Genomic DNA, 15,295 nt, shown 5'->3' on the forward strand with positions numbered 1-15,295 from the left:
ATTCAAAAATGAAAATTTTAGTAACAGGAGCAACAGGAAAAGTAGGCAGCCGTTTAGTGCCACGACTAATAGCCAAAGGTTATGATGTATCGATATTGGTCAGGGACGTTGCAAAGGCCGGCAGTTTGATCGAACTCGGCGCGACACCCATCACCGGCGATCTATTTGAGCCAGCCACGTTGCCGGCGGCGGTAGCTGGTGTGGATGCCGTGATCCACCTTGCAGCGCTCTTCCGGACTTTTACAGACAATGAGGGTATCATCAAAACCAACCGTGAGGGAAGTATCGCGTTAGCGCAGGCAGCACAAGAAGCTGGTGTCAAACGATTTGTTTTTACCAGTACCTCTAATGTGTACGGTTCGGGTTACCACCGCCCGGCCAAAGAAGAAGAGCAGGTAGATATCAACGATCCACGCGCTTACTCGTCCAGCAAGATCGCTGCGGAAAGGGAATTGATCGAGATGCAGCAAGTCCAGGGATTTGACGTGCGTATCTTACGTCTTGGCTTTGTCTACGGTGACAAAGACCCGCACATCGCCGAAATTATCCCATATATTAAAAAGCTGAACATGCATTCAGGATCGCGCATGCATATGGTGCATCACCTGGATGTCGCGCAGGCACTGATCCTGCTGCTCACCATCGAAGGATTAGATGGAGAGATCTTTAACGTGGCCGACGATGCGCCGATCACTTTGTACGAACTGGCTGATTCTGTCGGAAAAGCAGCAGATACCTTTGAGGAAACAGAGGGCCCGCTTAACGACCCTTTCCAGGGCGTTCAGGATATTTCCAAACTACGCAGGAAAACCGGCTTCCGGCCATTGGTGCCTAGCTACTACGCGGCCCGCGACCTTGATATTTTGTAGCCATAGTGGAAATTACGGTGAAACTGACCACCTGATTTCAATTTGGCTTGATCAGGCTATTTCGGTCTAGATTGACTACCATATTTCTCTTTTGATCAGTAAGTTACCACTAAACATGCGAATTATGAGTGGTGTCAATTTGCGACGGAATGAGATGGTCTGTGACACAGTATTTTCCAACAGGTGACCAACCAATGGCTGGGCAAAGCATTCGCTGGAATTGCCCTTGCCTGGTTGTCGCGGGCGGGAGAGCCTTATGAATATTCCAATGCCGCTAGAGCGTTGTGGGGATAACCAAATAATCGGTCTACCACAGCATAGCAGGCCTTGCCCGAATCTGAGTAGCCATAGAATGTACATTGGTTCAATCGTATTCTAAGTATATTCGCGTAGTTCTCTATTGATCACTTAGCGTTTTCCAATCCCAATATGAGTAAATCAGTAACTGTCGATGAAGCGATCACTAGAGGGCATCGAATGGTGAACTATCCCGTGGTACTGATCATGGTCGGCACATTTAGCATTTGCTTTTATTTAGGTGTCAAAGAAATACTATCGTGGTGGATTTTCCCAGTAGGCTTTTTACTTGCCTTTAGCCTTGCATGGCTGTATTGGAGTATCATGATAACAAGATGGCGCCTTTGGGCATTTGAAAATGTTCGCAACGTACATCAGCTAAAGAAAAGAGCTGTTCAGGAAAACTTAATTTGGCCAGATGGTAGCATTTTCGAAAAAACGGAGATTCGCAGCTCAAAGTCTCAAATGCAATTAACTTCGTTGGAGAAAAAACTTGATCATCATGATTCTTTTGCTGATGACCTACGTGTACCTAACGAAACAGTAGTCTACTATTCCAAATCCAAACTCTATACCGAAATTGCTGTTTGCGTATGTTTGGTTGCTTCCGGCATATACTTTCTGATCGACGGCACTCATATATTTGTTTCGATAATGTCACTATTAGGCTTGTATGGCATATACGACGGTTATAAAAAAATCGTCAACACTAAACCGCAAATAGTGGTCAACAACGACGGGATAGGAACCATAGATACAGCGTTTTTTGAATGGGCAGATATCGAGAATGAAGAAATAAAAATATCTGGGTCCGGCAACAATACCCGGTTCTACCTAACCTATGACTATCCGGGCGGGTCTGAGCGTTTACAAATTGAAAATTTCACCCTTAACCATCGGGAAATCAACAAACTACTTATTGTTTACCGCGGACGAAATACAATGCGTATGGGCCGCAATTGATACTGCTAGGCGGAGCAATTGACTTTTGGCAACTATACTAAAAATGACTGGAAAGCCTTAGTCAGAGAGATTAGAGCTCATAGGTACAACGAGACATTTCACATAGAGAGCCATAATTCCTGTCTTTGGTCTAATTGCAAACCAGTCACCGCTATTTGGTTCGACTCCCGCATCTCCACCAAAAGTTATCAAAAGCCTGTTCAGATCACTGAATGGGCTTTTTTATTATATAGCTACCCCCGAACTTTCAAAAGTCCTTCTACAAGAACCTGCCACTGGATTTTGGAAAATGCCTTTTTGCCAAAAAAACCGGCGATGGCATTTCTTAGCTTATCGATGAGGGATTCGGGTGTGGTGTTGGAAACGATGTTGCGGTCATAGATAGCGGCCGTTACCACTGCATTTTCCCGGGTGAGCGTGAATGTGCTGGTGGATTGGCTGTCGTAAAAATGCGCAGGCTCTTTTTCATCCGAGCCGGGGGCGGAGACCGGGCGCACGCGCATGGCAAGACTCTCGACGGTACCAGAAGCCATCCGCGCGATTTCCTCAATCCTTACCCAGTCATAACCTTTACCGGAGCTGCTTCCGGGTCCTGGAATGTTAATTCTGATCAGCAAACCTTCCCTGGCAGTTCCTCCGACCGGATTTCCGAAGACATCCGAGATGACGAAGCGTCCCAACATCTCGGTTGCCCATTCGTGCCAATGGTCTACATCCATCAATTTCATCGCTGATTCCCTGAAGCATGCCCTGGCAGCATCGGTGTTCTCAAACTCCCTGAAACACTCGGCAGTGATCGAATCTCCTCGATAATTCTCGGGCACGGCGCCCGTGTAATTTTTTTCATCCATGTTTATCCGTATTTAACCCGAATCGTCCATTGAGGCTCAACCCGGCTTTGAATAGAACAAAAACATGCCACCCACCTGGTGCAGTACACATCCCACGAATGCGGTGTTGGCCGTGCAATAGCAGCTATCGTCCTGGCATGGGTTTAGCGTTATTTTCTTTTGGAACAAAAACAATGTATACAATGGCTCAGGGGATATTTCAATTAAAAGAAGATGCTGCGCAAACCGTAACCATCGAAAAAAGTCAAGTGCAGGAAATCATTCCTGATGCAGATTTCAGGTTTAGCCTGATCATCCTCAAAGATGGAAACAAACATTTCGTTTGCGGCACGATGGAGGAGGTTACACAGGAGCTTGAAAATACGGCCACAAACCAACGGTAAGCAGCGATTTAAGACTCACTTCTTTCACGAAAATCATTGAAATCAATGCAAACTTCCGGCGTCTATATCGGCACTAGCGGGATTCTCTTACCGTTTAAAAATCAGGCCCATTATCCACCGGAGTTTGAAGGGAAAAGCCGGCTAGAGGTGTACGCGCACCTTTTCAATTCGCTGGAAGTCAATTCCACCTTTTACAAGTTGCCCAGGACCGAAACCGTTGCTCGTTGGAGCGCGTCGGTGCCGGAAGCCTTTCGCTTTACTTTTAAATTATGGAAACAACTAACGCATAATCCGGGCTTGTCCTTTGACCGGGCCGACGTAAAAGCATTCGCCGATGTTGTTAGGGCAGCTGGGAATAATACCGGTTGCATTTTGGTCCAGATTCCACCATCGACAAAGTTTTCCTCCCTGGCGCGCATGGGCGAGTTGCTTTCGATCTTACGGCAACAGACTGATGACAAATGGCCGGTGGCCGTTGAGTTCAGGGACAATTCGTGGTACAGGCAGGAGAGTTATGAATTGTTGAATGCAAACGGTGCGGCCATGGTCTGCCACGATAAGACCGGGAGTGAGTCGCCATTGACTACCCTTGCCGCAAACACTGTTTATCTCAGATTTCACGGGCCCCGGGGCGACTACCGGGGCAGCTATGATCAAGGCCTGCTTTATGAATATGCAGGCTATATCCACACATGGCGCCGGGAAGGTAAAACCGTTTATATCTACTTCAATAACACAGCCGGGGACGCTTTGGCAAACCTTCAATTGCTCCATTCTTTCCTGGAAAATGACTTCGCCGAACTGGAACAAACCTGATGTTTTGCTTGTGCAAATGATCTGGTTCCGAACCTATCTGAAAGCTAATCTGCGATAGTGAGTTGGTGCAGGATGACTTTCGCATCAAGCAGCTTTTCCTTGAATTCATCGGCATTACTGAATGTCAGTTGCCGGAGCTGCCGGCTTTCGTAGCTGACCTGGAATGATTTTTCCTCGAAGGGCCACGGAGAAACTTGAAGGTTTCCCGTTTCCGAGACGCTTACCTGGTACTTTTTTCCGTCGGGGCCGGAGCTGATCTCCATCTTACGGCCCTGCGGCTGCATTAACCCCTGGCAAATGAGCAGTGAAAATGCGTCGCAAAATTCCAAAAGTTCGTAACTGGCCGATATGTGCTGATCCGTAACCTGCGCCTCTTTGCGCCATTTGCTTTCTTTGGCCTTTAACTTGCTGCAATAGGCTTTTGCGGCGGCATCGCCGGAATATAAGAAGCGGATATGTCTGGCTGTGAGAAGCCCAACGAACCGGCCCTTTGCAAATGCCAGTTCCAGAAGGCGGTCGCACCGGGTGATTTCAAACTTCTTCATTTTAAAATTCACAGGCCCGCTGGTAGCATCATTCAATTCGGGGGTTGCCAGCTCGTCGCCCCAGTCGTCATGCTCGGCCGTAGCGATGACTGTCTCAATCCACCGTGGTGGCCGCTCTGTTTTACGCCAATGGGCACAGATTTGCGCAGCCAAAAGGCCATGCGAACGTTGGAGAATGATTGACCAACCCTGCTGGGTGTAGTTGACGATCATATGGTGGTAGGTTAGTGCCCCCGGGATGTGGGCGATTCCTAGTCCACACAAATCATGCCTGGCGTATACCGGGGATCACCCGTCTGTAAGCCATACGCGCCACGGCAACCAAGGCCGTTGCATGGCTTGCCGAAAGCTTATGGCAAATTCCCTGTCAATGGAAAATAGATCGTGAACTTACTTCCCAGGCCGGGCGTGCTTTCAACCCTGATACTTCCGCCAGCCGCATCGATGATTTTTTTGGCGAGGTAAAGGCCCAGGCCCTGTCCTTCGCGATCAGTGGTGCCCCGTCCGTATTTGTTGAATATCTTTGTCAGATCATTCTCAGCCATTCCAATACCATTATCTTCAACAGACAAAATTGTGAATTCGCTACCTGCCAAAGTTTGAATACTGACTACCGGCGTATTTTCAGATCGGTACTTGATGCCATTTGCCACAAGGTTAAAAAGAATACTTCTCAGGTTCTTCTTCGAGAAATGGATTTGACTGACCTGTAGGTCGCTTTTGACCATGGCGCCACTCTGCTTTATTTTATCTCCAAGGCTCCAAAGAATACTTTCTACAATATCGTGTAAGTCTACCAGTTCCATGGAAGCCGCTTCATCCTCAATCCTGGCTACGGCACTGATTTCTTTAACCAGCATACTGAATTTTTTGACGGAACCGCGGATGATGGCTAAAAGAGGTTTCAGCTCGGGATCGTCAACGTGCATGTGATCTATCAGGCCGATACTGGCTTCGATATTTCCGAGTGGTTCGAGCAAGTCATGGGATGCGGTATGTACGAAATTGTCGAGGTCGGCATTAATGCGCGTCAGGATTTCATTTTTTTTGTCGAGCTGACGCTGAATGTCTTTCAGGTTCGTGATGTCGTTAAAGGTGATGATTGCGCCCGTCCTTTTGTTGCCAACCTGCCGGATATAGGGCATGGTCATGACCTGGTACCATTTCCCGTCGTTGGCTTGTAGTTCCCGGGTAAGTGGATAACCATTTTCGAGGACCTGGGTGATGTCATCTGCGATGGTCTCAAACCTGAAATTTGTTGAAATGTTGCTTAGCGGCCGACCAATGTCGCTTTCGAGTAGATTGATATGCCGTACCGTTCCCGGCGAGAACCGCATCAGACGAAGCTCTGAATTGACAAAGAGCTGACCGTTGATATTACTTTTAAAATAGTTGTTCAGATCGTCGTTAAGCTCTAAAAGCTCTTTGTTCTTAAGCTGGTAGTCGGCATTGATTGTGTGCAGTTCCTCATTAATTGATTGCATTTCCTCGTTGGTGCTCTGCATTTCCTCATTGGCCGACAGCAGCTCTTCATTGAAGGATTGCATGTTCTCGTTGAGGGCAAATAATTTTTCGCTGGCAGCAGCCAGTTGTTCCTTCTGATCTTTGTTTTCTTGTTCGAGAAATCTGGAATAGTCGTCCAGGTAAAGTTTCTCGTCAAACGCCATGGTGCCAGGCAGCTCCTCTGACTGAACGTCCTCAGTAAACTGGACAACCAGAAATCCGTTGGGCCTGCCTTTAAATATCATCGGGCTCACCGAAAGGTTTACCTTGATGGTTTCCTGGCTGTGCTGAATAAAAATCCCTGTAATCTGTGCCTTGCGCTGGGTTTCGCTCACCATGTTGCGGGCTGTCTTAAAAGCAATGTTGAGAGGTCCCGGCATCAGCTCGGTCAGGTCTGACGTAAAATTTTTCTGGTGGAGGAATCTGCTTGTCGGGCCGTAGGATTTAAGGACTTTGTTGCTTTCGTCAATGCAGATGATCAGGCGCTGTTCTTCGCTGAATACCGTTTCATTAATCGCCCCGTCAAGGGTGCGATCGGGGTTTTTTATCATTTCCGGCTGGGCAGGGCTCAAATTGCTGGGCTTGTGATATACGTATTCCGGTATGGTAAAGGCCTCGAAATTGACGGACGGGAGCGTATCCAGCTTCTTGTAAATTTTGGATTTTTTATCGACCACCTTCAGGCCTTTGAGTATCGGTAGCGGGTTCTCGCTGGAACCCAGAAACAAGTAGCCGTCAGGTTTAAGCCCAAACAACAGCATCTGATATATTTTCTGTTGCAGGGCCGGCGTCATATAGATCAGCAAGTTGCGACAGCTGATCAGGTGCATGTTACAGTAGGGCGGGTTTTTCACAAGGTCGTGCCTGGAAAAGATGACCATCTTCCGCAGTTCTGCACTCACTTTATAACCACTTGCTTCCTGCACAAAGTATTTTTCCAGGTGTGCGGGCGTTAGCTGGGAAACCACGGATGGCGCATAAATACCCTTGCTCGCATGAGCCAGCGCAGTAGTGTCGATATCGGTGGCAAAAATCTTGACCTCGCGTTCTTTTACGTTATCCCCCAGGATCTCGCTCAGCATGATCGCCATCGAATACGCTTCTTCTCCCGTTGCGCAGCCGGCAACCCATATCCTGATTTCCTGGTTGGGCAAAAGACTGTGCACGATGGAAGGGATCACACGTTTTTCGAGAGCGCCAAATGCTTCTGCGTCGCGGAAAAAGGCGGTTACGCTGATCAGGAAATCCTTGGCCAATGCTTCTATTTCTCGTGGGGAGCCTTTGGCGTATTCCAGGTATTTGTCAAGCTTTTCAAAATTATTATAAGCGGCCCTTCTTTTAATGCGTCTTAAAATGGTAGATTCCTTGTAGTCAGAAAAATCCAGCGGGAGTTGCTCGCTGATCAGCTGGATCAAGCCTGTCATATTTTCAACGTCTGACATGGCTGCCGCCGCCAGTTCGATTTCCCGTTTAACATACTCTTCGATAATCCCGGGCATGGCTTCCGGCTCAACAATGAAATCGACCATACCCGTGGCAATTGCATTCGATGGCATGCTATCGAATTCGGTAGTTTCCGGGTTTCTGGCAATCACCATTCCTCCTGCGCGCTTGATCGCCTTTACCCCGTCGCTGCCGTCAGAGCCCAGTCCCGATAAAATGACGCCAATCGCCTTCGGACCGTAGTCGGCGGCCAGCGAAGTGAAAAATGAATTGATGGTCAGGTGCGGGCCTTTGATGTTACCCTTTTCGGTTAAATGCAGATGCCCGTTTTTAATGGTCATAAACTTGTCGCCAGGGATCATGTAGACGAAATTGGTTTCAACGCCGATTCCATTCTGCGCTTGTACCATCATCAGTTGGCTATATCTGGACAAGACTTCTGCTAACCGGCTTTCATAATCCGGGGACAAATGCTGGACAACAATATAGGAAACACCATCCAGGGGTGTGTTTTCAAAAAAGGAAATCAGCTCATCCAGGCCACCGGCCGATGCGCCGATCGCAACAACATGGTGTGGTTCAAGGGATTTCATATGAATAGCTGGATGTGCTGGATGATATATTAACTTTAATTATATAAAGATGACACATTTTCGGAGCACGATCGTGCACTGTCAGGGCAATTGTTTAAATCATTCAGCTCGAAAAGTTCGCCCGAAAGCCGGGTAAACTTCCGGGATAATGTGAGATCGCCCTGCTGCCCGGTAGTTCAATTGATCCATTCCTTAAATGCAAAAAGCCGCCATGATTTCTCAAAGCGGCTTTTCGCGAAGCGGGAATGGACCGTATGACCGGTCAAAAGTCAATGGAACACTCGTTGACCACCCGTTTTTCGGTGCCCTGGCCGGTCTGGATCAGCTTTACATTCGTCATGACGATTTTCCTGTTTTTGACCGTTACGGAATAATCTCCATCCGGATCAAATGTGAGGCCATCTACCCCCACCTCGACTTCTCCTTTTATTTCACGGATGCTAAAATCCCTGACGTTGAATGTACCGCCTTTCTCGGCCTCTTCCTTACTTCCAAAATGCACCTGGATTAGCTTATAGGGGTTATCCTGCTCGCAGGAAACGGAGTATGTGCCGCCAATCGTGGAGATGCTTGTCGTTCCTTTGTAGCTCGTCCCGTCAATTTTAAATGTGCCCGTCTTTTCAGATTCTTCTTGCATGATATCGGTTTCATCTTTTGAGCATGCAGAGGACAACACAAGCAAAAGGCACAATGTGGCTATCGAACGGATACTGTTTACTGTTTTCATGTTCTTCGAAAATTAGGATAGTTATTGAATCGCAACTTGCTTTCCGGCAGATTCAAAGCTAATTGCCGTAACACCCCGGTTTCCAAAGTAATCGATGAATGAATGTGCGAAATCGATGAACGTCCGGTGAGAAATCAAAGGCGGGCTCGATCGGCGCCGATGACCGGTAAACCCGATCCGTGGTAAAGTTGCCAACATTCTCCAACCACCCGCGCGGTGGCTTTTGAAATTGCTATCTTTGTATAAATCTATTAAAAATATAGGGTAAATATATTTTGTCTCAACAAAAAACCGCCGGCATCTCAAATGCCGCTTAGCCATAAGTTATGAGCTTGAAAATTACCGCACTTGGCTTGCTGATCGCCGTGTCTGATGCCGCATTTGCACAGGAAAAACCTGCTACCGTACTCATCGAGGGCAGCGCGCCTGGCATTACTTCCGGCTACGTGTACCTGCAAAAATTTGAAGAGAAAATATTTCATTCCATCGACTCCGCTAAAATAACCGGTGGCAGGTTCTCCATCAAAACCTCATTGAAAGTTCCGGAGCTATACGGACTAACGGCCGATAAGAAAAAGGACCCGTTGTTCCTGTTTTTGCAAAACACCACCAAAGTCAGCGTAGCGCTCGATACCGCCGCGCGTTACAGGCAGGCGAAGGTGACGGGCTCGCCGGCACAAGACCTGTTTGAGCAGTACAAGGCCAATCCGGATGTGAAAATTGACGAGTTCATCAAAGCAAATCCTACATCCATTGTTTCGGCCTATGTGCTGTACCGCAACTTCGCCTACCGCCTCTCGCCGGAGGAGATCGAACGGAATATTGGCTTGCTCGATGCATCATTGCATCAGACGCCGTATGTAAAAACTCTGCGAAAGCTGGTTACGACACTGAATAATGTCGGTATCGGTAAACCCGCCGTAGATTTCACGGCCAACACGCCCGACGGAAAACCTGTGAAGCTCTCGGACCGTTTTGGGAAATACCTGCTGGTCGATTTTTGGGCAGCCTGGTGCGGGCCCTGCCGCAGGGAGAATCCCAATCTCGTGAAAGCCTACGAGGCATTTAAGGATAAAGGCTTTGACGTCCTCGGCGTCTCGCTCGACAAAACCAGGGAAGCCTGGGTGAAGGCGATTGAGAAGGACGGGCTCGCCTGGACCCAGGTTTCCGACCTCAAATACTGGCACAGCGGGCCCGCAGCACTTTACGGGGTGAGGGCCATTCCGGCCAACTTCCTGCTGGATCCGCAGGGTAAGATTATCGGTAAAAACCTCAGAGGGGAGGAGCTGCACAAAAAGCTGGAAGAACTCCTGGGACACCCCGCGGCTCCGTCGGCCAGCAGATAGGGGGGACTTAAACGTATAAATATAATCGTTACCGGGGCGTCGCGTTGCCTGCGAGCCCCCCTTCTCATCCTGGCGACATACTTATTTATCCAGCCAAGGCTTCAAAAAGGCGAAGGCACCCGTGTGGCCTTTGCGTCTGACAGCCGCCAGTGCGGCGTTGCATTGGCGGCGGTGAAAATCGAATTAACCAATCCTGAATACGCCATGAATCCATTACCCGGCAAAAACAAAAACCATTTATGAGAATTCAATTACTACTCACTCCTCGGCGCCATGATGCGGGCTCCTATTTACAAAAAATGAAATATGCGTTGCTCCTCGTGCTTGGCGTTGTCTTCGCCAGCCACGCCCAAAACGTGATCAGAGGAACGGTGCGCGATGAGACCAACCAGGTAATAGCTGGCGCGACGATCACCATCCGGTCGGCAGGTGAGGGGACCGTTACCGATGGGAACGGGAATTTCAGCATTTCCAGCAAATCGATACCTGTTACGCTTGCAATAAGCTATTTGGGATACAAAACCCAGGAAGTTACCGCCACCTCTGCACAGGAACCGCTCAACATCCGGCTGGCGGAGTCGACTAACCAGCTGGATGAAACCGTGGTGGTAGGTTACACGACTTCCAAAAGGTCGAGTTATACCGGGTCTGTGGCCGTGGTCAATGCGAAAGATATCGAAACCCTGCAAATTACAACGGTCGGCAAGGCATTACAGGGAACGATTCCGGGCCTTCAATCCATTGCGTCGGCGGGCCAGCCAGGCGCCGACGCCGATCTGTACGTCAGGGGTGTTGGGTCGGTGAATGCGTCCACGGCACCATTGTACGTGGTGGACGGTATCCCGGTAGACAATGCCAACAACCTTAATCCGAGGGATATTCAATCGATTTCGGTCCTGAAAGACGCGACGGCGAGTGCGCTGTATGGTTCGAGAGGGGCCAATGGTGTAATCGTGATCACTACCAAAACGGGTTCTCTGAATGCCAAACCGACATTTAATTTTTCCGTCAACTACGGCATTACCGGCCGCGCCGTCAAAGATTACAAATATTTGTCGGCCAAAGACTACTACGAACTGCAATGGGAAGCGATCCGCAACACGCAGGTGGATCAGGGCAAAACCGCCGAGGCGGCAGCGCAGTATGCCACCGACTATCTCGTGGACGGGTCGTTGAAAGTGAACATTTTCGGGCCTGGCTATCCCCGGCCGGTGGGCCTGGACGGCAAACTGGTGCCTGGTGCGACGCCGCTCTGGAACGACAGCTGGGGTAAGGCCATTTCACGCCCCGGCGTACGCCAGCAGTACGACCTGAGCGTCAGCGGCGGAAGTGCGAGTACCAGATATTTCCTCTCGGCAGGTTATCTCAATGAACAGGGCTGGATCAGAACCTCCGATTTCAGACGATTCAACCTGCGCACCAACTTGCAGTCGAAAGTCAACAACTGGCTCGATATCGGCGCAAATATCTCGCTGTCGTCAGGCTTGCAAAAATCGCCTACCCAGGAAGATAGCAATACCGGTAACTTCGCTAATTTCCAGCGACTTATCTCGGATATTTACCCGGTTTACGAACGAAACCCGGACGGTTCCTACATTTTGGACGAGCAGGGGAATAAAAAATGGGATTACGGCAGATGGCGCCCTACCACGGCTGCCAGCGGCTCCAATATCCTCGGCTCGGCAGAAAACGCCATTTCCGGAGACCAGACCGACGCTGTGCTGCTCGGAACGAATTTTACGCTCACATTCGCAAAGGGGCTTTTCCTGAAAACAACGGCCAACATTGATTACCGGGCCATCACGTCGCATACCTATTCGCACTCGTATTACAGCACCGGGGTGATCACCGATGGTGCCGGTTCCGCATCCCGAAGCGCCGAACGCGGGCTCAACTACACCGTGAACAGCTTCCTGAACTATTCGGTCAATCTGGGCGGAAGTCATTCACTGAACCTGCTCGCCGGCCCGGAAGTTTACGTCGTGAATCTGTCGCAACTTTCGGGAAGCCGCACCGGTTTCCAGGTTTTGGGCAAAACAGAGCCTTCGGCGGGAACGGTAAGCGGGGTTTTTAACGGGACTTCTTCGGATTACAAGCTCGCGAGCGGGCTGGCCAAGCTGGATTACGATTATCTCGGCCGCTACCATTTCTCGACCAGCTACCGCCGTGATGGCTCGTCGCGTTTCAGCAAGCAGTCGCGCTGGGGTAATTTCTGGTCGGTGGGTGCAGCGTGGAATATCAAGCAGGAACCTTTCCTGAAAGACGTTTCCCGCCTGGATAACCTGAACCTGCGTGCGAGCTACGGGGCACAAGGCAATGATAAGGTCGGTAATTACGCTTACGGCGGGTTCTATTCCATTTACAACAGCCTCGACAAGCTGGGCCTGCTGCCATCCGACCTGCCTACACCCGATTTGAAATGGGAAACCAACCTCAACCTGAACTTCGGCGTGGACGTATCGCTGTTCGACAACCGGCTCATTGCGCAGATCGACGTTTTCGATCGCCGCTCGAAGGATTTGTTGTTTAACAGACCATTGTCTCCCTCCACAGGCTACGGCGGCATCAGCGCCAACATCGGCTCATTGAGTAACCGCGGCATCGACGGCCAGATTACCGGCGTACCGTTCCGCGACAAGGATTTCCGCTGGAGCACCACGCTGAACTTCGGACATTATACCAACAAAATCACCAAACTGCCGCAAAAGGAGATTCTCACGGGTGCGATAGGGCAGTATGGCAATACCAAAAAGCTGGTGGAAGGCGGTTCGGTCTATGATTTTTATATCAAAGAATGGGCCGGCGTAAACCCCCAGAACGGTAAGGCAACCTGGTATAAGGACGTGCTTGACGAAAACAAAAATGTGACCGGCAGAACGACGACCGAAAACCAGACGGAAGCTACCCCTTACTTCCAGGGTAGCTCGCTGCCCGATTTCTACGGCGGTTTCAACAACAGCATTGCCTACAAAAACTTCGAATTCTCTTTCCTGCTCTCGTACAGCATCGGCGGCAAGGTGTTCGACGGCGACCAGCCGATGGTGACGCACCTGGGCAATGCGCCCGGCCGTGCCTGGTCGAACGAGGCGCTCAACCGCTGGACACCGGAAAACACCCAAACGGATTACCCGCGACTTTCCTACGTTTCAGACTCCTGGAACAGCATTCCCTCCACGCGCTTCCTGTATGACGCCAGCTATGCGCGGTTGAAGAACATTTCGCTTACCTACACCTTGCCACGCGCACTGGTATCCCGCCTGACGTTGAACGACGTGAAGCTGCGCCTCGTAGGTGACAATATTCTCACTTTCTACGGCCACAAGGGAATGGACCCCGAACAAACTGTTTCAGGATCGACCTACTACCGTTATCCGGCACAGAAATCCTTTTCGGCAGTTCTTAATGTATCATTTTAATTATGAAGCTTAATCCCACCATGATACGGAAATTCAGCATCCTACTCATTGCCGCCGCCATGCTTACCTCGTGTGGCGACGAGTTTTTCAATACATCCCCGGCCACCCAGATCACCACACCCGAGGTGTTCTCCTCGGAAGCCAATATCGACGCATTTATCAATGGTTCAATCCGTTTTTTGCTCGAAAACAGCACCTCGCAGGATAATCCCGGCCTCCCGACAATTTTCCTCACGCACGACGTAATGGGTGAGGACGCATTCGCACGCGATGGCCGTTACGGGTTCCGCGATTCGTATCCATACCGCGACCCGTTCGATAACACTACCCGCCGCGCATTGTTTTTCTGGACATTGCAATACACATCCATCGACCATGCCAACAACATTATTGCCAATGTGAAAATCGATGAGGGAAGCAAGGCGAGCCTGAAACACCTCAAAGGGCAGGCGCATGCACTCCGGGCGCACAATTACCTGAACCTCGTGCGGCAATACCAGTTTACCTATGCCAAAGACGCCAATGCCAGGGCGGTGCCCATTTATACGGAGCCTACCACGCCCGCCACGGTGCCGCGCCCGCGTGCGACGGTGAAGGAAATCTACGACCTGGTGATCAGCGACCTGACGGAGGCCGAAAAGTTGCTCGCCGGGTTTGAGCGCCAGGTCAAAAACCGGCCTAACCTGAATGTCGTGTATGGGCTGTTTGCCCGCGCGTACCTGACACAGGAGAAATGGGCGCTTGCCCGCGACTATGCCGTTAAGGCCCGCGCCGGATACCCGATCATGTCCGCCGACCAGTATACCCAGGGTTTCAACGACGTCAGCAACTCCGAATGGATATGGGGGCACCCGCAAACGCTCGCACAGAACAAGGGCGGCGCCTCCTATACGGCTTACATTGAAACGACGCCTTACGCCACGGATGCGGCCGGGACCAATCTCTACTATGGCTACAACAGCATCATGCCCGATCCGAATTTTATAGCCCTGTTCGACGCGAAGGATATTCGGAAATCGCTTTTTGAAATTGCGAAACAGCCTGCCGAGGCACTTTACAGGGGCTACCGGTACAAGAAATTCAGGAATAAATACCCGAACCACGACGCGCATATCGTGCTGATGCGCTCGTCGGAACAGCTGTTGATCGAAGCGGAAAGCAAAGCACGTCTCAATGACGTGCCGGGTGCAACGGCAACGCTGAACGAGCTCCGGCGCCAGCGTAACCTGGCCGATATTTCGGGCCTGGGTCAGGCGGCATTGATCGAAGAGATTTTGCTCGAACGCCGCAAGGAACTCTGGGGTGAAGGTTTCCGCCTGTACGATATTCTGCGGCTGCAAACCGCGCCGGTAAGGAAGGAAACGACAGAGAAGTTTGTCGACACCCGCGGGGCAACGGTGAGCGTCCTGGGCCATTGGATCACCAAATTCCCCGACGGCACGCCATTGGTACCCAACAGCAAATACTACCTTTTCCCCATTCCGCTCAACGAAATCAATAACAATCCGAACCTTTGAAAGCAGTGGTGCCCGGCATGCCGGGC

Annotated in this window: 11 protein-coding genes; 7 read left to right on the forward strand and 4 right to left on the reverse strand. The window is 50.3% G+C overall.

All coding sequences use genetic code 11. From position 1 onward, the window contains the following. Positions 1–8 precede the first annotated feature (8 nt). Together H144_RS0104920 and H144_RS0104925 are read left to right on the forward strand one after the other, a co-directional pair. Complete coding sequence (locus tag H144_RS0104920; protein ID WP_026350423.1) at positions 9–869, forward strand: NAD-dependent epimerase/dehydratase family protein; 861 nt, start codon at positions 9–11, stop codon at positions 867–869. Positions 870–1,298: 429 nt separating this feature from the next. Then, entirely contained in the window at positions 1,299–2,129 is an 831-nt protein-coding gene (locus H144_RS0104925) for a hypothetical protein (RefSeq protein ID WP_019940929.1), read from the forward strand. A 233-nt stretch (positions 2,130–2,362) separates the two neighbouring features. On the opposite strand, the gene H144_RS0104930 is transcribed toward H144_RS0104925, so the two are convergent. Then, on the reverse strand, positions 2,363–2,980 hold the full coding sequence (locus H144_RS0104930) for a hypothetical protein (protein WP_019940930.1): 618 nt from the start codon (positions 2,978–2,980) through the stop codon (positions 2,363–2,365). A gap of 182 nt (positions 2,981–3,162) precedes the next feature. Between H144_RS0104930 and H144_RS0104935 the strand changes: the two genes are divergently transcribed. Both H144_RS0104935 and H144_RS0104940 read left to right on the forward strand, forming a co-directional pair. Further along, positions 3,163–3,363, forward strand: a complete 201-nt coding sequence (locus tag H144_RS0104935) for a hypothetical protein (protein WP_019940931.1) — start codon at positions 3,163–3,165, stop codon at positions 3,361–3,363. A gap of 45 nt (positions 3,364–3,408) precedes the next feature. Then, positions 3,409–4,179: a DUF72 domain-containing protein gene (locus H144_RS0104940; RefSeq protein ID WP_019940932.1), complete on the forward strand. Its 771-nt coding sequence runs from the start codon at positions 3,409–3,411 to the stop codon at positions 4,177–4,179. Positions 4,180–4,223: 44 nt separating this feature from the next. Here the strand turns inward: H144_RS0104940 and H144_RS0104945 are convergent, their stop codons facing one another. The 3 genes from H144_RS0104945 to H144_RS0104955 form a co-directional block, all read right to left on the reverse strand. Next, the gene (locus H144_RS0104945; protein ID WP_019940933.1) at positions 4,224–4,937 is read right to left on the reverse strand and encodes a DUF3891 family protein; all 714 of its coding nucleotides are present in this window, start codon (positions 4,935–4,937) and stop codon (positions 4,224–4,226) included. Between the two features lie 137 nt (positions 4,938–5,074). Next, the gene (locus H144_RS0104950; RefSeq protein ID WP_019940934.1) at positions 5,075–8,263 is read right to left on the reverse strand and encodes a CheR family methyltransferase; all 3,189 of its coding nucleotides are present in this window, start codon (positions 8,261–8,263) and stop codon (positions 5,075–5,077) included. A gap of 262 nt (positions 8,264–8,525) precedes the next feature. Continuing rightward, positions 8,526–8,900: a hypothetical protein gene (locus H144_RS0104955; RefSeq protein WP_157504439.1), complete on the reverse strand. Its 375-nt coding sequence runs from the start codon at positions 8,898–8,900 to the stop codon at positions 8,526–8,528. A 416-nt stretch (positions 8,901–9,316) separates the two neighbouring features. Here H144_RS0104955 and H144_RS0104960 point away from each other — a divergent pair, with 416 nt between their 5' ends. The 3 genes from H144_RS0104960 (at position 9,317) to H144_RS0104975 (ending at position 15,269) form a co-directional block, all read left to right on the forward strand. Then, on the forward strand, positions 9,317–10,336 hold the full coding sequence (locus H144_RS0104960) for a TlpA disulfide reductase family protein (RefSeq protein ID WP_019940936.1): 1,020 nt from the start codon (positions 9,317–9,319) through the stop codon (positions 10,334–10,336). Positions 10,337–10,575: 239 nt separating this feature from the next. Next, positions 10,576–13,752 (forward strand): SusC/RagA family TonB-linked outer membrane protein, encoded by a 3,177-nt coding sequence (locus H144_RS0104970; protein WP_211220672.1) that lies wholly within the window; start codon positions 10,576–10,578, stop codon positions 13,750–13,752. Between the two features lie 2 nt (positions 13,753–13,754). Further along, positions 13,755–15,269 carry a RagB/SusD family nutrient uptake outer membrane protein gene (locus H144_RS0104975; protein WP_019940938.1) on the forward strand — a complete coding sequence of 505 codons (1,515 nt, stop codon included), beginning with the start codon at positions 13,755–13,757 and terminating at the stop codon, positions 15,267–15,269. Positions 15,270–15,295 lie beyond the last annotated feature (26 nt).

Source organism: Dyadobacter beijingensis DSM 21582 (assembly GCF_000382205.1).
Taxonomy (GTDB): Bacteria; Bacteroidota; Bacteroidia; order Cytophagales; family Spirosomataceae; genus Dyadobacter; species Dyadobacter beijingensis.

Bases quoted from the DNA above. Each gene is read 5' to 3' on its own strand.
- H144_RS0104925 (WP_019940929.1), top strand. From the start codon at position 1,299: ATGAGTAAATCAGTAACTGTCGATGAAGCGATCACTAGAGGGCATCGA.
- H144_RS0104935 (WP_019940931.1), top strand. From the start codon at position 3,163: ATGGCTCAGGGGATATTTCAATTAAAAGAAGATGCTGCGCAAACCGTA.
- H144_RS0104945 (WP_019940933.1), bottom strand. From the start codon at position 4,937: ATGATCGTCAACTACACCCAGCAGGGTTGGTCAATCATTCTCCAACGT.
- H144_RS0104920 (WP_026350423.1), top strand. From the start codon at position 9: ATGAAAATTTTAGTAACAGGAGCAACAGGAAAAGTAGGCAGCCGTTTA.
- H144_RS0104970 (WP_211220672.1), top strand. From the start codon at position 10,576: ATGAGAATTCAATTACTACTCACTCCTCGGCGCCATGATGCGGGCTCC.
- H144_RS0104950 (WP_019940934.1), bottom strand. From the start codon at position 8,263: ATGAAATCCCTTGAACCACACCATGTTGTTGCGATCGGCGCATCGGCC.
- H144_RS0104960 (WP_019940936.1), top strand. From the start codon at position 9,317: ATGAGCTTGAAAATTACCGCACTTGGCTTGCTGATCGCCGTGTCTGAT.
- H144_RS0104975 (WP_019940938.1), top strand. From the start codon at position 13,755: ATGAAGCTTAATCCCACCATGATACGGAAATTCAGCATCCTACTCATT.
- H144_RS0104930 (WP_019940930.1), bottom strand. From the start codon at position 2,980: ATGGATGAAAAAAATTACACGGGCGCCGTGCCCGAGAATTATCGAGGA.
- H144_RS0104955 (WP_157504439.1), bottom strand. From the start codon at position 8,900: ATGCAAGAAGAATCTGAAAAGACGGGCACATTTAAAATTGACGGGACG.
- H144_RS0104940 (WP_019940932.1), top strand. From the start codon at position 3,409: ATGCAAACTTCCGGCGTCTATATCGGCACTAGCGGGATTCTCTTACCG.